The 16594-nt window shown below is 60.5% G+C and carries 22 protein-coding genes; 9 read left to right on the top strand and 13 right to left on the bottom strand.

Annotated elements, in window-relative coordinates; translation table 11 throughout:
- Window positions 1–28: 28 nt before the first annotated feature.
- Genes HY067_02630 through HY067_02620 form a run of 3 tightly spaced genes read right to left on the bottom strand, consistent with a single transcriptional unit; the run spans window position 29 to window position 1594 of the window.
- Window positions 29–583, bottom strand: coding sequence for a YceI family protein (locus tag HY067_02630; protein ID MBI3526844.1), 555 nt, complete (start codon window positions 581–583; stop codon window positions 29–31).
- Window positions 580–1140 carry a cytochrome b gene (locus HY067_02625; GenBank protein ID MBI3526843.1) on the bottom strand — a complete coding sequence of 187 codons (561 nt, stop codon included), beginning with the start codon at window positions 1138–1140 and terminating at the stop codon, window positions 580–582. Before HY067_02625 ends, HY067_02630 begins: the two co-directional genes overlap by 4 nt.
- A gap of 1 nt (window position 1141) precedes the next feature.
- Window positions 1142–1594, bottom strand: a complete 453-nt coding sequence (locus HY067_02620) for a MarR family transcriptional regulator (GenBank protein MBI3526842.1) — start codon at window positions 1592–1594, stop codon at window positions 1142–1144.
- 155 nt (window positions 1595–1749) lie between these two features.
- Here HY067_02620 and HY067_02615 point away from each other — a divergent pair, with 155 nt between their 5' ends.
- The 4 genes from HY067_02615 to HY067_02600 all read left to right on the top strand — a co-directional run bounded on the left by HY067_02615 (window position 1750) and on the right by HY067_02600 (window position 4770).
- Window positions 1750–2490 carry a competence/damage-inducible protein A gene (locus HY067_02615; GenBank protein ID MBI3526841.1) on the top strand — a complete coding sequence of 247 codons (741 nt, stop codon included), beginning with the start codon at window positions 1750–1752 and terminating at the stop codon, window positions 2488–2490.
- A 115-nt stretch (window positions 2491–2605) separates the two neighbouring features.
- A complete protein-coding gene (locus HY067_02610; GenBank protein ID MBI3526840.1) occupies window positions 2606–3349 on the top strand; it encodes a hypothetical protein in 744 nt (247 codons plus the stop codon).
- A 43-nt stretch (window positions 3350–3392) separates the two neighbouring features.
- The gene (locus tag HY067_02605; protein ID MBI3526839.1) at window positions 3393–3992 is read left to right on the top strand and encodes an RNA polymerase sigma factor; all 600 of its coding nucleotides are present in this window, start codon (window positions 3393–3395) and stop codon (window positions 3990–3992) included.
- Complete coding sequence (locus HY067_02600; GenBank protein ID MBI3526838.1) at window positions 3973–4770, top strand: hypothetical protein; 798 nt, start codon at window positions 3973–3975, stop codon at window positions 4768–4770. Before HY067_02605 ends, HY067_02600 begins: the two co-directional genes overlap by 20 nt.
- Window positions 4771–5104: 334 nt before the next feature.
- Here the strand turns inward: HY067_02600 and HY067_02595 are convergent, their stop codons facing one another.
- Entirely contained in the window at window positions 5105–5626 is a 522-nt protein-coding gene (locus tag HY067_02595) for a phasin family protein (protein MBI3526837.1), read from the bottom strand.
- Window positions 5627–5827: 201 nt separating this feature from the next.
- Window positions 5828–6490, bottom strand: coding sequence for a class I SAM-dependent methyltransferase (locus tag HY067_02590; GenBank protein ID MBI3526836.1), 663 nt, complete (start codon window positions 6488–6490; stop codon window positions 5828–5830).
- 68 nt (window positions 6491–6558) lie between these two features.
- Between HY067_02590 and HY067_02585 the strand changes: the two genes are divergently transcribed.
- The gene (locus HY067_02585; GenBank protein ID MBI3526835.1) at window positions 6559–7329 is read left to right on the top strand and encodes a class II glutamine amidotransferase; all 771 of its coding nucleotides are present in this window, start codon (window positions 6559–6561) and stop codon (window positions 7327–7329) included.
- Here HY067_02585 and gluQRS read toward each other — a convergent pair.
- Genes gluQRS through wrbA form a run of 4 tightly spaced genes read right to left on the bottom strand, consistent with a single transcriptional unit; the run spans window position 7326 to window position 9900 of the window.
- Window positions 7326–8216, bottom strand: coding sequence for a tRNA glutamyl-Q(34) synthetase GluQRS (gluQRS, locus tag HY067_02580; GenBank protein MBI3526834.1), 891 nt, complete (start codon window positions 8214–8216; stop codon window positions 7326–7328). The genes HY067_02585 and gluQRS overlap by 4 nt on opposite strands.
- A gap of 43 nt (window positions 8217–8259) precedes the next feature.
- A complete protein-coding gene (locus HY067_02575; GenBank protein MBI3526833.1) occupies window positions 8260–8601 on the bottom strand; it encodes a DUF2069 domain-containing protein in 342 nt (113 codons plus the stop codon).
- Window positions 8601–9293, bottom strand: coding sequence for a DUF2470 domain-containing protein (locus HY067_02570; protein MBI3526832.1), 693 nt, complete (start codon window positions 9291–9293; stop codon window positions 8601–8603). The genes HY067_02575 and HY067_02570 overlap by 1 nt, the downstream gene beginning before the upstream one ends.
- Window positions 9294–9306: 13 nt before the next feature.
- Window positions 9307–9900, bottom strand: coding sequence for an NAD(P)H:quinone oxidoreductase (gene wrbA, locus HY067_02565; protein MBI3526831.1), 594 nt, complete (start codon window positions 9898–9900; stop codon window positions 9307–9309).
- Window positions 9901–9956: 56 nt separating this feature from the next.
- Between wrbA and HY067_02560 the strand changes: the two genes are divergently transcribed.
- Window positions 9957–11219: a YihY family inner membrane protein gene (locus HY067_02560; protein ID MBI3526830.1), complete on the top strand. Its 1263-nt coding sequence runs from the start codon at window positions 9957–9959 to the stop codon at window positions 11217–11219.
- Between the two features lie 8 nt (window positions 11220–11227).
- Window positions 11228–11695, top strand: coding sequence for a TlpA family protein disulfide reductase (locus tag HY067_02555; protein MBI3526829.1), 468 nt, complete (start codon window positions 11228–11230; stop codon window positions 11693–11695).
- A 6-nt stretch (window positions 11696–11701) separates the two neighbouring features.
- On the opposite strand, the gene HY067_02550 is transcribed toward HY067_02555, so the two are convergent.
- Both HY067_02550 and HY067_02545 read right to left on the bottom strand, forming a co-directional pair.
- Entirely contained in the window at window positions 11702–12298 is a 597-nt protein-coding gene (locus tag HY067_02550) for a transglycosylase SLT domain-containing protein (protein MBI3526828.1), read from the bottom strand.
- Window positions 12299–12363: 65 nt separating this feature from the next.
- Window positions 12364–14073, bottom strand: a complete 1710-nt coding sequence (locus HY067_02545) for a proline--tRNA ligase (protein MBI3526827.1) — start codon at window positions 14071–14073, stop codon at window positions 12364–12366.
- A gap of 58 nt (window positions 14074–14131) precedes the next feature.
- On the opposite strand from HY067_02545, the gene HY067_02540 reads away from it, so the two are divergent.
- Together HY067_02540 and HY067_02535 are read left to right on the top strand one after the other, a co-directional pair.
- Window positions 14132–14998 (top strand): polyamine aminopropyltransferase, encoded by an 867-nt coding sequence (locus HY067_02540; protein MBI3526826.1) that lies wholly within the window; start codon window positions 14132–14134, stop codon window positions 14996–14998.
- Between the two features lie 78 nt (window positions 14999–15076).
- Complete coding sequence (locus HY067_02535; protein ID MBI3526825.1) at window positions 15077–15610, top strand: RNA pyrophosphohydrolase; 534 nt, start codon at window positions 15077–15079, stop codon at window positions 15608–15610.
- On the opposite strand, the gene HY067_02530 is transcribed toward HY067_02535, so the two are convergent.
- Both HY067_02530 and HY067_02525 read right to left on the bottom strand, forming a co-directional pair.
- Entirely contained in the window at window positions 15591–16043 is a 453-nt protein-coding gene (locus HY067_02530) for a barstar family protein (GenBank protein MBI3526824.1), read from the bottom strand. The genes HY067_02535 and HY067_02530 overlap by 20 nt on opposite strands.
- Window positions 16040–16426: a ribonuclease gene (locus HY067_02525; GenBank protein ID MBI3526823.1), complete on the bottom strand. Its 387-nt coding sequence runs from the start codon at window positions 16424–16426 to the stop codon at window positions 16040–16042. The genes HY067_02530 and HY067_02525 overlap by 4 nt, the downstream gene beginning before the upstream one ends.
- Window positions 16427–16594 lie beyond the last annotated feature (168 nt).

Raw genomic sequence — 16594 nt, 5'->3', positions numbered from 1 at the left:
ATCGCCGGCACGCGATGGCGTAGGAACACTATTTATTGCCTGTGGTGACGATGCGGAATTTCATCTGCACCTCGTCGGCTACCGTCTCGGTATCCGACCAGACGCCGTCCCCGATCTTGAACTGCAATCGCTTGAGGGTGAAAGCGCCATCGTAAGTCACGACATCGCCGTTACGCTTGACGCTGAACGGTGCAATCACGTCCTGGCCGATGCCCTTGATGGAAAGCTTTCCCCGGGCCTCGTAGCGATCCGGGCCTGTCTGTGCGACCGCGCTGGAAATAAACCTGGCGGTCGGAAAAGCGCTGGTGTTGAACCATGCCTTCTTGCCGACCTCATCATTGGCTTCGGCGCTGCCGGTATCGATGCTGGCGAGCTCGACCTCGATCTCGGCTTTGGAAGACGCGACCTTCCTGGGATCGAAAACGATCTGCGCGGTGAATTTCTTGAAGCGGCCCTGCACCGGTACATTCATCTGCTTCGAGACGAAAGTGATCTCACTGTTGGCGTAATCGACATTGCTGGCGGACGCCGGCGCGCTGATTGCCACCAGAGCGAGGAACGGCAAGAGGGCATGCAATCTCATTTGAGGGCACTCCGTTGTTTGAGGAAAGGCAACATGCGCCTCAGGACGTCGTCGCGATCCACGAGGTGGTGTTTCAGTGCCGCGGCAACGTGCAGTGCAACGACCAGCAGCATCAGCCAGTTCAGCGCCTCGTGCAGTTGCTTCAGTTGGTCCGCCATGTCCTTGTTCTTGGCGAGCAGGTCGGGGATCGGCAGCAGCCCGAGGTAAACGACCTGGAAGCCCGAGGCCGAACTCATCAGCCAGCCCGATACGGGAATGGCCAGCGTCAGTGCATAAAGAAAAAAATGGGCGATGCTGGCGGCGCTGTTCTGCCAGCCCGGCATCGATGCCGGCGGTGGAGGCGGGCGATGCGATACGCGCCAGGCGAGGCGGATCAGCACGAGCAGGAAAATCGTGACGCCGATCCACTTGTGATAGGAATACAGCCTCAGCTTGGCCGGAGAAAGCTGCAGTCCGGTCATGTACTGGGCGAGCAGGAACGTGCACAGGATCGCCGCCGCGATCAGCCAGTGCAACATGATCGCAACGCCGGTGTAGCGTTGCAAGGATGGTTTCATGTCAGGCGGCCTTGCGTTCCGCGCGCGCCTCGCGCAAAGCGTCGCGAAGCTTGTGCAGCAGTTCCGCCGCCTGATCCAGCTCGCGCGGGGACAACACTGTGAACGCGGGCTTGAGGTGGCCGATGTGCGCCGGGAACGTGCGCTCGAAAGTGCGTACCCCCTGAGGCGTGAGCACTACGAATACCTGCCTGCGATCGGCGTCGGAAGCGGTGCGCCGGATCAGGCCGCGGGCTTCCATGCGATCCAGCACGCCGGTCAGCGTGCCTTTGGTGATCAGTGTTTTTTCGCCGAGTTCCTTGCAGGTCATGCCCGGCGTGTTTCCGAGCGTGGCAACGATATCGAATTGCGCGCACGTCAATCCGAGCTTGCGCACATGCGCCCCGGAATAGGCCTCGAAAGCCTGGTAGCACTCGGCCAATGACCGCAAAGTTCTAATGAACTGCTCTTTAGGCATAAAGCCGCTGTCCGGGCATTTAGTTCTAATTCGAACCATTTTTGCCGTTACCCGGGGCGAATGTCAATGATTCATTGAAGCCGGCCCGCTTGACGGCCGTTCCCCGCTGCCTGCAAACTCGCCGCCCTTACCCTAGCCGGAGCCGCAACCGCAACGTGTTCGGAGCGCTCATCATTGGCGATGAAATCCTGTCGGGCAAACGACAGGACAAGCACTTTCCCAAGATCGTCGAGCTGTTGAAGGCGCGCGGCCTCGGGCTGTCGTGGAGCATGAACCTGCCCGACGATCCGGAGATCATCACGCAGGTCTTGACCAGCACGCTGGCACGCACGGATATCGTATTCAGTTTCGGCGGAATCGGCGCGACACCTGACGACCACACACGCCAATGCGCGGCGAAGGCGGCGGGCGTCGCATTGCAACTGCATCCCGATGCGAAGCGCGAGATCGAAGCGCGCTTCGGGGCCGAGGCCTACCCCAAGCGAATTCAGATGGGCGTGTTTCCCGCCGGCAGCCGCATCATTCCCAATCCTTACAACCGCGTGCCCGGATTCAGTTTTGCCCGGCATTACTTTCTGCCCGGGTTTCCGGAGATGGCGTGGCCGATGATGGAATGGGTGCTCGATACTGAATACTCGCATCTGCACAGGGCGGAACCGCCGGTGGACGTAGCGATTGTCGTCAAAGATGCGGGCGAGAGCCAACTCATCGATCTGATGAACGACTGCATTGCCCGTTACCCTGCGCTGAAATTGTTCAGCCTGCCGAGCTTTACGCCTGCAGGACGGCGCATCGAACTCGGCGTCAAAGGTGAAGCAAAGTTGGCCGCGGAGGCACTCGAATTCCTCAAGCATGGTGTCAGCGCACTGGGCTTTGCCTGGGATCCAAGAAAGTAGGGTTCGAGCGGTATCTGTTGGTCACCCCTTGCCAGTCACCGATTTCGGTTTTTCTTTAACCCCGTTTTTTCCAACCCTGCGTTTACAGTGGTGTTCACATCGAAAGGGGCACACCATGAAACGCTTCCTGCAGTTCCTCTGCCTGTTCCTGCTTGCCGGCCCGGTGCTGGCGGCCGGCCGCCTGGCCGACGTCGAAATCTACGATCGTGCGGCCGGACGCACGCTGCCGATATATGAAAGCGGTGGCCATTGGTTCGTAGCCGGCCGGCCTGGCAACGAGTACCAGGTCACCATCCGCAACCGCGATCGCGGTGATCTGCTCGCGGTGGTGTCCGTCGACGGCGTGAATGTCGTAACGGGCGAAACCGCGGCGTCTGCGCAAAGCGGCTATGTGATCGAGCGCGGGAGGCCGTTGTCCATCGCAGGCTGGCGCAAGAGCCTGGAGAAAATCGCCGCGTTCTATTTCACCGATCTAGGCGATTCCTACGCCGCCCGTACGGGCCGCCCGGACAACGTGGGCGTGATCGGCGTTGCGTTGTTCCGGCGCAAGCCGGAGCCGCTGGCAGAGCTGGAGCAACCGAAGGCGCGCGCCGAAGCCGGTGCTTCCAACGACAGTGCGCCACGCTCGGCCACTCCACCGGCGGCAGAGAAAAAAATCGGTACCGGCCACGGCCGCAGCCAGGATGCTCCCGCGCGTTACGTCGAATTCGAGCGCGAATCGGAGCTGCCGGCGGAGGTCATCGCCATCCACTATGACACCTACGCCAATCTGGTCGCCCGCGGCGTGATACGCGAGGAGCGCAAGCTGCCTTCGCCTTTCCCGGGCGGATTCGTTCCGGACCCGCCGGAGCGGGGATAGTCGCGGGCCGGGCAACCCAGGCCACGCAACGGTGTCATGAACAATGCTTCCGGCTAGACTGGCGCTCGTGACCGCCGAACCCGTCTCCGACGAGCAGTTGATGCTGCGCTACCGCGACGGCGATGCCGCGGCGTTCGATGAGTTATATGGGCGCCATCGCGGCGGGGTGTTCCGCTATGTGCTGCGCCAGGTTGGGTTGCGCTCCGCCGCCGAGGAAGTGTTCCAGGAAATCTGGATGAACATCATTTCCTCGCGAGTGCGCTATCGCGTCGAGGCGCGGTTTTCGACTTTTCTTTATCACGTCGCCCATAATTGCGTGATCGACCATTTTCGCCGCAAGACGCCGCTGCATCTGATCTCGCTCGATGACGATCCGGACGAAGTCAACCACGTGGCGGGTCCCGCCCGGGATCAACCCGAGCGCGTCGTGGCGCTGCGTCAATCGGCTGCGAGACTTCTGAATGCGCTGGCGCTACTGCCGCCTGAACAGCGCGAAGTTTTTCTATTGCACGAAGAAGGCGGCCTGACGCTGGAGGAAATTGCCACTGTGACCGGTGCCGGAAGGGAAACCGTCAAAAGCCGCTTGCGCTATGCGCTCGCCAAGTTGCGCGAGGGAATCGAGCATGAAGCCGACGTCGCCTGAAGACCGCGAGCTGGAAAAGATGAGTTCGGAAGTCTCCGAGCGCTACCGCGCTGGCGCGGAGGATGAACCGTCGGCGCGGCTGGATGCTGCTGTCCTGGCGGACGCCCGTCGCGAAGTGGAGTCATCACGGCAACGGCGCAACTGGCAGATGCCGGCATCGATTGCCGCCATGCTCGTCATCGGCGTTTCCCTTGTACTGCTTGTGCGCGATAACGAACCGCCGCTGACGTCCCTCGACCGGCCCACAGCCGATGAAGCAAAGCTGGCGAAGTCGGCGCCGCCGCAACTGGCAATGAAGACGCAACCCAAGGCGCGAGCGGACTATCATCGTGAAGACCGGCCTTCCCGCGAGCGTAGCACGCGCCCGGATCGCGAGCCGCTCGCGCGGGATGAATTGGTCGCAGCGCAGGAAAATGCCGCATCCGGCACAGCGGCGCCGCCTGCTCCAGTTCCGGCTGCGCCGGTCGTTGCCGGGCGGGCCAAGTCCGCTGAACAGGAACAGTCCCGGATTGCCGAATCCGGCGACTTCTCCTCGAGCAAGAAGGCCAAGGCGTTGGCCGATGCTGCCACGGAATCCAGCCCAAGCGCCCAGGCGCTGCGCAAAGAAGACGCCGCCGCGCCGGCCCAGCCTCGGGACTGGCTCGGAAAGATCGATGACTTGCTACGCGACGGCAAGGAGGCCGAGGCACGCCGGCAATTGCTCGGTTTCCGGCAACAATATCCCCACTATCCGCTTCCTGAACGCCTCCAGGCATTGCTGCCGCCGGATCAGCGCTGAGGATCGTCTCCCGTTCCGATATTGTTAGGGGCTCGTACGGCCGGCACAACTGCCGTACGGTGAATGCGACCCCGGGGCTCGCGCCAGAAGCTGGCTGAGGAGACCAGGCCCGCAGTATTTCGCCGATGGTCACAGGGAGCATGGGTGTAGCCCGGCAAAACGTGGCCAACGGCCAATGTCGCCGAAGTCATTCGACCCGCCGATCAGCCCTTTATCGGACCACGCGCGATGCTCGCAACCGGGTATCCGGTCTCGCGCTAGGCGATTCGGGTGTCGAGGCCGCCAAATAAAAAAAAGCCCCGGAATCCCGGAGCTTTTTCCAAATCTTAAGCGCTTAAGAAGCCTTCTTTTTGCTGCTGGCGGCTGCGACGTTCGTTTCCGTCAGCGAGGAAAGTTGCTTAGTCGCTTTGGAAACGGTGTCGTACAGGGAATGGGCAACGTCAATGACCGACTTTGCCGCTGCGACAGCCGCTTCAGACCCCGCCGGAGCGGACTGCAAAGCGGTATCCAGTGCCACGGACACATACTTGTTGAACTGGGCGACCTGCTCTTCGAGCAGAGCGCTGATTTCCTGTTGCGTGCCGGTGGCGACGTCGTAAAAGCTTTTGGCATACGCGGCGGCTTTGTCCAGGCTGGGCTGGAAACTGGTTCCGGCCCACGATGCCACTTCCGATACGTCTTTCAGCTCGGTGAGCGCCTTGGCACTATTCACTGCTTCATTAAAGGTGATCCTGGCATTCTTGAGTTGTAAATTCAGGAGCTTTTCGGCGCCTTCGGCGGCAATGGTGGCGAAACGCACGGTGGCGTCCAATTGCGCTTTCCCGGCTGCAGCGACTTGTTCCGGTTTGGTGATCATGGCGAAATCCTTTCACGGTGAGAGTTGTAAGAGACTCGGGACCTGCATTAATGTTGCATTGCACAAATTCTATTTTTCTCTCAGAGAACTCTCAAGTCAAGGAATTTTAGCCTAAAGAGATAAAAATTGCTGCTTCGCAGCAAAATGAGGGAAGTGGCCAGTGGTATGGATTAAGTCATTGAATAATATAATTCTTCAGTCTTACAATTTGAGGGCGAGGGTGACGCCATCGCCGATGGGCAACAGCGAGAGATGAATGCGTAAATCGGTTCGGAGCCGATCATTGAACTGCCTTATAGCTTGGGTATCATCACTTTTTGATTTCTTATCAATTACTTGTCCGCCCCATAGGGTGTTGTCCACGGCGATCAGGCCGCCAGTCCGCACTAAAGTGAGCGCCCGCTCGTAGTAAGGGAGATAGTTGATCTTGTCCGCATCGATGAATGCGAAATCGAAAGAACCGGCTTTTCCGGATGCAATCAATTCATCGAGCGTGGACAATGCCGGCGCGATTCTCAGGTCGATCTTGGCGGCTACTCCCGCCTCCATCCAGTATTTCCGCGCTATCGCGGTCCATTTTTCCGACACGTCGCACGCCACAATGCGGCCGTCGGGGGGCAGGACAAGCGCTACGGCCAGGCTGCTGTAACCAGTGAATACCCCGACTTCGAGGCAGTTCTTCGCGCCCATGAGCCTGACCAGAAGCTGCATGAACTGGCCCTGCTCCGGACCGATTTGCATCATCGACATCCTGTCTTCTGCGGTTTCTGCGCGCAGCCGCTGCAGGATTTCGGGCTCCCGTACCGAGTGCTCAACCAGATAGGTGTAGAGCGCGTTGGAAAGCGAAAGCGTTTTATTGGCCATGACGGGAGATAATCGGAAGGCGCATAGGTGCCGCGCATCGGATCAACAAAGGAAGGCGATCTAATTCAATGTGCCAGTTGATGGGGATGAACTGCAATGTTCCAACGGACATCTGCTTCTCCTTTCGCGGCTTCCATCAGCGCGGTGGTCGCACGGCAGACCATGCGGACGGTTTTGGAGTGGCCTTCTTCGAAGGCCCCGGATGCCGCATGTTCGTGGATTCACGGCCCGCGGCGGACTCACCGGTCGCCGCGCTGATTGCAACTTATCCGATACGCAGCCAGAACGTCATTGCGCACATACGCAAGGCGACTCGTGGCGCGGTGGCGTTGGTCAATACTCACCCCTTCATGCGCGAGTTATGGGGACGGTACTGGATTTTCGCGCACAACGGGACTCTGGAAAATTTCAGCCCGGAATTCGGCAGCCACTACCGGCCGGTCGGCTCCACCGATAGCGAGCATGCGTTTTGTCATCTGCTCGGCACCTTGCGAGTGCGTTACCCGGACGGGCAGCCGCCTCTTGCGGAACTCTGCGGCACCATTGCGACATTGTCCGCGGAAATCGCCAGGCATGGAAAATTCAACTACATCCTGTCCAATGGCGACTACCTGTTCGCCTACTGCACCGACAATCTGTCCTACGTATTGCGGCATGCCCCATTCACGACTGCCCACCTGAAGGACCAGGATATCGAGGTGGACTTCAGCCAGGTGACCACGCCGAACGATCGCATTGCAATCGTTGCTACCGAGCCTCTCACCGATAATGAACACTGGGTGCCATTCTCTGCCGGCCAGCTGGTTGCTTTTCAGGACGGGGTTCCGCTGTCCCTTTAGACGGCAGGAGCGCCTGCGCTCACAACATCAGGCAGCCGATCGCGTCTCCAGTTCTCCAGAGCCCAGCGCCACAGGGCAGAAACGCCGTCAGCGGAAACCTCATCGGGCGGTGAGTGCTTCAGGAATCTCAGGACATCGGCAAGGATGACCGCTGCGCGATCCGGCTCCACGGGATCGGCGAGGGTCTGCTTCGAAAGTTTTTCGCCTGCCGCGTTGAGCGCGATCGGCAGGTGCAGGTAGTTCGGCGTGGGCAGACGCAGCAATCGTTGCAGATAAATCTGCCGCGGGGTCGAGGCCATCAGGTCGGCGCCGCGCACCACATGCGTGATGCCTTGCGCGGAATCGTCGACCGCGCAGGCGAGGTGATAGGCGAATACCTGATCGGCGCGAAAGAGCACGAAGTCGCCGATCTCGCGGTCGAGATTCTGACGCACGCGACCCTGCAGGAGATCCACGAATTCGATTGCTGAATCTCCTGTGCGCACGCGCCACGCTCGCGCTTCGCGTCCCGGCGGCAAGCCCTTGCGGCAGGTCCCGGGATAGACCGGTCCGTCCAATCCGGCATCGCCGATCTCTATGCGGCTGCAAGCGCAGGCGTAGACGAGACCCCGGTTGCGTAGTTGATCCAGAGCCTCCTGGTAGGCCCCCGTGCGCGCGCTCTGAAATACGACTTCGCCATCCCAGTGCATCTGAAATTTTTCCAGGCATCGAAAGATCGAGTCGACCGCACCGGGCGCGACCCGCGGAGGATCCAGATCATCGATGCGCAATGCCCAGGTCCCGCCGTGCGATTTTGCGTCCAGGTAGCTTCCAACCGCGGCCACCATCGAGCCGAAGTGCAGGGGTCCCGAAGGCGTCGGCGCGAATCGGCCGCGATAGGTAGTCACAGGGGGTGCCAGGCTGTTCCAGGAAAGACGATCGATGACGAATTCAAGCCGATTTCCTCGCTGAAGCGCGCGCGTACCAGACGGCCGCGGTGAAAAAAGAGAGAGAAAGCACGATCTCGGCGACCGCCATCACCTGGCCTGATCCGCGTTCGCTCCACGCGCGCACCACACCCTCCGTGAAGTAGGCAAGGATCAGCATCGACGACCACTGGTAGGTGTAACGCTTGCCGCGCAGCACGCCGAACAGCGGCAGCAACAGGGGCAGCGCTTTCAGGGCGAGTGCCGAGCCGCCTGTCCGTACCGGTGCCAGCCACAATTCCCAGGCAACGCACAGAAAGATGAGCGCGATGAGACTCGCGCTGGCGATGAGTTGGGCAACGCGCATCATGCGCGGCTCGCCTGCGCGAGCTTCACCAGTTCGGTGCGCGCCTCGTCGGAGTCCTCCACTTCGTTCTCGAAGTCGATGCGCAGTACTTCGTCGTCAGCGCGCACGTCGAACCCGTCGCAGTCAACGCCGATCATCTCAACGCTCACCGGCGCTTTGCCATGGACGTGGCGGCAATAGTCACGCAGATTGTGCGCATGGTCGACGTTCATGTGCTCGATCACATCGACTTCGGCGTCTGCGATCGGGTAAGCCGGGGCGAGGTAGGTTTCGGCGGCGATCGTGTGGATGCTGCCGAATCCCGCGATATAGCGCAGCGAGCGGGGCTCGATGCGAAAGAAGCGGAAGCCGCCGATCTGCAGATATTGTCGAGCCTCCGGGAAAAAGCGCAGGTAACGCGATGCGATTCCCGCGTCATCGACCGGCGCGATGTCTCCGATCATGCTCACGCGCGCCTGCTCCTGCAGATCGCGGGTCAGCGGAGAAACCAGAAATCCTGCCTTCGGATCGCGGTCCGCATTCTGGGTATGTTCTGCAAGATGGCTGATCAGCACGACGACGCGGCCGCGCTGGTCGGTGCAGAACGGCAACGAAGATGCGTACGGATATCCGGGAAATTTGAGAGACTGTGTGGCCAGCACACCGCTTGCAAACTTGCGCACCAGTCTGCGTGCGTCCGACCCGCGGCTCATGTCCGCTTCCGGTTCACCGGGACAGCTTCCGCGCAATCTCGGCCAGCCTTGTGCCGAGCGCAATGCAAAGGCGCCGCTCATCCTCGCTGATCGGCTGATCGGTGTTGGCGCCGGCGAGGTGGCTGGCACCGTAGGGCGTACCGCCGCCGCGAGTGCTCATCAGTTCCGGCTCGGAATAAGGCACGCCGACGATCAGCATGCCGTGATGGATGAGCGGCAGCATCATGGACAGCAGCGTCGACTCCTGTCCGCCGTGCATCGACGCGGTGGAAGTAAAAACCGCCGCCGGCTTGCCGCTCATGGTTCCTTTCAGCCACAACCCTCCGGTGCCATCGATGAAATACTTCAGAGGCGCGGCCATGTTGCCAAAGCGTGTCGGGCTGCCGAGCGCCAGCCCGGCGCATTGTTCGAGGTCGCTGTACTCGACGTAAGGCGCCCCGGCATCGGGCACTGCGGGCTCCGTCGCCTCCGTCACCGTGGACACCTTTGGAACGGTGCGCAGCCGCGCGCCCATTCCGGGCACCTTCTCGACCCCACGCGCGACGAGTTGCGCCATCTGCTTCACTGCGCCGGTCTGGCTGTAGTACAGAATCAGGATTTCCTGCATCGCTGTTTTCCCGTCCTGGAAGCCCGTATTATATCGGCAGCGTTTTGCCACCTATCATGAAACTGCATCTGCATTCTCTCAAGGACATCGTTCGCCAGTTCCGGTTACTGGGGAACTTCGTCGTGCTGGTTTACCGGCGCTTCAAGGAAGAGCGCTGCTTCCAGCTTTGCGGCAGCCTCACGTTCACCACGCTGCTCGCGCTGGTGCCGCTGGTCACCATCATGGCCACGGTCATGACGGCATTCCCGGTATTCGACAACGTCGTCGAAACGCTGCGGGCCTATGTGGCCAGCAATCTGGTGCCGGCCGGGTCGTCGAAATTGATTACGGTCTACATGCAGCAGTTCGCGGAAAACGCGGCGAGACTGACCGCGCTTGGCATCGTGCTGCTGGGTGTCACGGCGATCATGCTGATGCTGACCATCGACCGCGCGTTCAATACCATCTGGCGGGTCAAGCGGCCGCGCTCCCTGATCCAGCGGGTATTGATCTACTGGTCGGTGCTGACCATCGGGCCCATGCTGATCGGCGGCAGCCTGTCGCTGACTTCCTGGCTGGTTTCACAGTCATTGGGCCTCGGCAGGCAGGCGCCGGAACTCGTGGTCGCGTTCCTGAAACTGGGGCCGCTGGTCCTGACTTCGGTCGCCTTCGGCTTTCTCTATCGTACGGTACCGAACCGCCAGGTTACTGTCCTGGACGCAGTGGTCGGCGGGATCATCGCCGCGTTTGCGTTCGAGGCCATGAAAATCGGCTTCGGCCATTTCATCGCCAACTTTGGCAACTACAAACTGGTCTACGGCACTTTCGCCAGCCTGCCGATCCTCTTGATGTGGATCTATCTGTCCTGGGTGGTGGTCGTATTTGCTGCGGTCATCACGGCGGTGCTGCCTTACTGGCGTAGCGGCGGCGTACTGCTCAAGCAGGCGCCGGGAGCGCAGTTCGTCGCAGCCATGGAAATTCTCAAGATGCTCTATCGGGCTTATCTGGACGGCTATGTGCTCAACCTCCATCAGTTGCGCACGGCGTTGAAATTGTCGTGGGAAGACGCCGAGACGATTCTGGAAAAGCTGGTGGCTGCGGGCTGGGTCGCGAAACTCCAGGGCAACGGCTGGGTGCTTGCGCGCGACGCGGGTGGTATCCCGGTCAAGGAGATCTTCAAGCTGTTCGTGTTCGGGCGGGACGCCGCGGACGTCAGCGAAGAAGCCGCAATCCGAAAGCTGGTTGCGAACGTATCTTCCACGGTAGATGGCGAACTGGACTTCAGTTTGAGGGATTTGTTCGCCACCGGCAGCAGTGCACGTACGGCGCGCATCGCCTGAGGGGGATCATGCAAAAATACTTGTGCCGATTGTTTCTGGTACTGGCGCTATCCTGGATGGGAGTTGCCTCCGCCGCTGAAAATTTCACGCTGACCGATGCGGAAGGCAGGTCGCATAGGCTTGCCGATTACCGCGGCAAATGGGTGATCGTGAATTTCTGGGCAACCTGGTGTCCGCCCTGCCTGGAAGAGATACCGGACCTGGTGGCGATCAAGGAGTCGCGCAAGGATCTCGAGGTCATCGGCATTGCGATGGAATTCCAGGATGCCAAGCAGGTCATGCAGTTCGCCGATGGCATGTTCGTCAACTACCCGATCGTGCTCGGCGATCGCAAGATTTCCGAAAGCATCGGCAAAGTGGATGGACTGCCGACCACGTTCATTTATGACCCGCAAGGCAAGCTCGCGGAGCGGCACGTCGGCAAGATCACGCGCAAACAGATCGAGCGCCTGATCGGCGGCAAGAAAGCCGGGTAACCGGATTCAGCCGTCGCCGATGTAGCGGGTGGGCGCGATGATGATGCGCGAACGGCCGCGTTCGTAATCCCAGTCCGCGGCCCAGGCGCGCAGCACGTTATCCGGGTACCGCGACTTGCCGAGCGTCCCGTTGTAGCGCGCCAGGGCGCGGAACGTGTCGCCGTGTTCGATATCCAGGTAATGGCGCAGGATCGTGCAGCCGTAGCGCAAATTGGTGCGCAGGTTGAATAAGTTCTGATTGCCATCGCCGATCAGTTTTATCCAGAACGGCATCACCTGCATGTAACCTCGCGCACCCGCCTTCGACACCGCATATTTTCGGAATTTGCTCTCCACCTGGATGACACCGAGCACCAATTGCGGATCGAGTCCGGCTCGCGTTGCTTCGTATTGCACGGTAACAATGAAATCCTGGCGCGCGATGTCGTCCGAAATGTGCTTTTCCAGCCGCCTCGACATGTCGGCGAGCCAGGCCGCACCTTCCGCTTGCGACTCGAATGTCAGCCGCGGACTGGCGCGATCGGCGACCGAACGGTGCAATACCGCCCGCACGCTGGCGGACAGCGGCTCGTATTGCTGCTCGCCTGCGAGAGGAGTTTGCATGGCGAAAGCGCAGGCAAGCAGCAGAGCGAGGCGCGCGGCGTATCCCGGTCGTGTGTCTTTTCGCTTCATCCGCAAATCGATTTCAGATGCCCCGCCACCTTCTGCAATTCGATCGTGGAGGGGGAGGTGTCGGCGCGGCTCTGGTATTCGATCTTGCCTTCTTTCAGGCCGCGTTCGCCAATGGTCACGCGGTGAGGCACGCCGATCAATTCGAGATCCGCGAACATCACGCCCGGACGTTCGTCGCGGTCGTCGAGCAGCACGTCGATGCCGGCTGCCTGCAGTTCATCGTGCAGTTGATCTGCGATCTTCCTGACCTCCGCGCTCTTGCGATATCCGATCGGCGCGATCGCTATCCGGAACGGCGCCATCGGCAACGGCCAAATGATGCCATTTTCGTCGTTACCCTGTTCGATGGCGGCGGCGACGATGCGCGATACGCCGATGCCGTAGCAGCCCATTTCCAGGACCTGCGACTTGCCGCCCTCGTCGAGGAAGGTCGCCTTCATCGCTTCGGAATATTTGGTCCGCAACTGGAAGATGTGGCCGACCTCGATGCCGCGGCAGATTTCAAGAGTGCCTTTGCCGTCGGGTGACGGGTCGCCGGTGATTGCATTGCGGATGTCGGCGATGAGCGCGGGCTCGGGCAGATCGCGGCCGAAGTTGACCCCGGTCAGGTGAAAACCGGCTTCGTTGGCGCCGCAAACGAAATCGCTCATCACGGCGACGGAGCGATCGGCGATGACCATGATATCGGTGGATGTTCCCACCGGACCGATATAACCCGGGCGGCAGCCGACGCGCGCTTCGATTTCCTTGTCGGTCGCGAAGCGGAAAGGGTCGAGTCCCGGGAGCTTCGTCGCTTTGATTTCATTCAATTGATGATCGCCGCGAACCAGCAACATGAACATCCTGTCTTCGTTCATCACCGCGAGCGCTTTTACGGATTGCGACAGCGGCAGATTCAGCAGTGCAGTCACGTCTTCGCAGGTCGTCCTGCCCGGCGTGGGCACCTTCTCCATTTGCTTCATCGCTGCCGCTCGCGGCTGCGCCGGCGCTACGGCCTCGGCCAGTTCGACATTTGCGGCGTAGTCGGATGCAGGCGAATAGGCGATGGCATCTTCACCCGAATCCGCGAGCACATGAAATTCATGTGAGCCGGTTCCGCCGATGGCGCCAGTATCGGCCGCAACCGCGCGAAATTTGAGTCCCAGCCGGGTGAAGATGCGGGAATAGGCGTCATACATGTTGCGGTACTCGCGCTCGAGGTCTTGGAATCCGACATGGAACGAGTAAGCGTCCTTCATGACGAACTCGCGCGCACGCATGACCCCGAAGCGCGGCCTGATCTCGTCGCGAAACTTGGTCTGGATCTGATAAAAATTCAGCGGCAGCTGACGATAGGAGCGGATTTCCTTGCGTGCGATATCGGTGATCACCTCTTCGTGCGTCGGGCCGAAACAGAAATCGCGCTCGTGGCGATCCTTGATCTTGAGCATCTGCGGGCCGAACACCTCCCAGCGCCCGGTTTCCTGCCAGAGCTCGGCCGGCTGCACTGCCGGCATCAGCAATTCCACCGCGCCCGCACGATTCATTTCCTCGCGCACAATGTGCTCGACCCTTCGCAGCACGCGCAAGCCCAGCGGCATCCAGGTATAGAGGCCGCTGCCGAGTTTCTTGATAAGGCCGGCGCGCAGCATCAGCTTGTGGCTGGGGAGTTCGGCTTCGCTGGGGGCTTCCTTGAGCGTGGAGATAAAGAACTGCGAGGTGCGCATGCGCCTGATTCCGTTGTCGAAAAGCCGCTATTCTACAGGCCGGCGCCGGTGCGGGACGATGCTTGCGCCGTTTTTGGCTGCGGTTTTTGCGTTTCGGATCGGGACGCTGAACGCTACGAGTCCATCATTCTTCAGGGGGGCGAACTTGCTCGGAAAGTGGAAAATCAGTCGCTGGGTGAACCGCGAAGTCAGCGTCGAAGTCAGCGAGCAGGATGGCATCCGGTCTTTGCATCTGGGCAGCGATACGGTGCAAAGCTCGATGAAGCTCGACGATCCTTATGAACTGGTGCTGTCGTATACGCGCGCGATGATGGCGTTTCTGTTGTTCCGCCCGCGACCCGAACATGTCCTCATGATCGGCCTGGGAGGCGGCTCGCTGCCCAAGTTCGTCTACAAGCATTTCCCCGACGCCAGAACGACCGTGATCGAATCCGAGCCCAAAGTGATTGCGGTTGCACGGCAGTATTTTCACCTCCCGCCGGACGATGAGCGCCTCGTCGTGGAAGTGGCGGAGGGCGGCGCCTGGGTGGCGGCGCACCCGAATTGCTGCGATGTGCTGATGGTGGACGGCTACGACAGCAACGAGCAGGTGCCCGAGCTGTGCTCGGAAGATTTCTACGCAAGCGCGCATGCAGCGCTGTCCGATGAGGGTGTCCTGGTGGTGAACCTGTGGAACTCCGATCCCCGTTTCGACGCTTACTTGCAGCGTATCGAAAGCGTATTCGATGCCGTCGTCTGCGTACCGGCGGAAAGGCGCGGAAACGTGGCGATTCTCGCGTTCCGCCGGTCGCAAGGCCAACCGCGCTGGGACGATTTGCGGGCGGCTGCCCGTCCCCTGCAATCGCTCTACGGCCTTGAATTCCTGAGATTTGTCGAAGGGTTGCGAGAGCTCAATCCGCGCTCCGCAGCCCGCCTTCTGGTGTGATCCCGGATAGCGAAACTTCTTTTATCCCGTTATTTGTGGAAAAATCCGCCCATTGAGAATTGGCGTGGGGTGGCTCACATGATTGATCGTGACGGCTATCGCCCGAATGTAGGAATCATTCTTTGCAACGTCAGGAACGAGGTTTTCTGGGGCAAGCGGATCAAGGAGCACGCCTGGCAGTTCCCACAGGGCGGGATCAAGGGTGGCGAGACACCCGAGCAGGCGATGTACCGCGAGCTGAAGGAAGAGGTCGGCCTCGATCCCTGCCATGTGAAGATCCTCGGGCGGACTCGCGAATGGTTGCGTTACGACGTGCCGCAGAACTGGGTGCGGCGTGAAACTCGCAGCCAGTATCGGGGGCAAAAACAGATCTGGTTCCTGCTCAGGCTCATCGGGCGCGACTGCGATGTTTGCCTGCGCCACTCCGAGCATCCGGAGTTCGATGCCTGGCGCTGGCATGAGTACTGGATTCCGCTGGAAAGCGTAATCGAGTTCAAGCGCGAGGTTTACCAGCGCGCGTTGCAGGAACTGGTGCGTTACCTGAATGCGTCGCGAGCGCGCCGGGACTACGAGCAGCGCGCGCCGCGATCCGTCACGCCGTTGGACGGCTGATTTCCGCAAGCTCCGGCGCCAGGGCCGGAGCTTCCAGTTCGACGACGACGAGCAGCGCCTTGTTTTCACCCTTCCAGTAGTCGGCAGCGTCCGCCATCGTGCCCACCGCGGCGGCGAATTCTTCCGGCTCGGCCCTCGCAAAACCCGACGCATCTCGCAACACCAGCAGCGTGCCGGCGCCCTCACCGTGCTTTAGCTCAAGCAGGCAGTCGTAAAAAGCATCCCAGTTATGGCCGAAATAGTCGGGAAATTGCAGTGCCTTGGCGATCGCATTCAGAAAACCGTTCTTGTCGCGGGCGGCAGGCAGCCTGACCGGTACGACCAGCAACTTTTTTCGCGCGGCAGATTCCAGAGCCGCGCCGGGCAAGGGGGCATGGCAGCGGAATACGCCGCCCGCTCCCGATTCGATGAGTTTGAAGAAATCGGTTTTCATTCGACGATCCGTCTGAAACTGCGGTAGTGGTCGGCGGTGTACCAGAACTGGTTGATCCCTGCGGCGATAATTCTCCTGGCGCCGCGATTCCCGCTGCCCGATGTCTTCACCGTGTATTCCCGATAGGTGCCACGCGATGCATGCGGTAACCGGCCCTCGCGATTGGCAAATACCACGCCGTCGCGGGAATAAGGAAACGGCCCCCCCTGCTTGATCAGCGCCAGGGTTTCGCGCGCTTCCCTGGGCAGATTGGCCGCACGAACCACTCCGGCGGTCTCGATCGCGGGCGAACGTGCCGATATCGTGCCGGTTGCCGACAGTAAGGATATTCCCAGCAGAAAAGCGATGGCGACGCGCATCAAGCCCCCGCGACGGCGGGGCATGCCGCACGGTCGAAGTTTTTCGTCGCCTTTTTTCCAATCGTTCAAGGTATTACCATCCCAATGGCAGGGCAGGCTGGCTCAATAGCCGGTCGCCGTCGGCCGTCATACCCTTTGGCACCGGTTCGCCCGCGTAAAAAGCATGCAAGTAGAAGAATCGTCTTGAAAATT

The sequence above is a fragment of the Betaproteobacteria bacterium genome (genome assembly GCA_016194905.1).
GTDB lineage: Bacteria > Pseudomonadota > Gammaproteobacteria > Burkholderiales > JACQAP01 > JACQAP01.
This window is presented reverse-complemented; position numbering and strand designations above follow the sequence as displayed.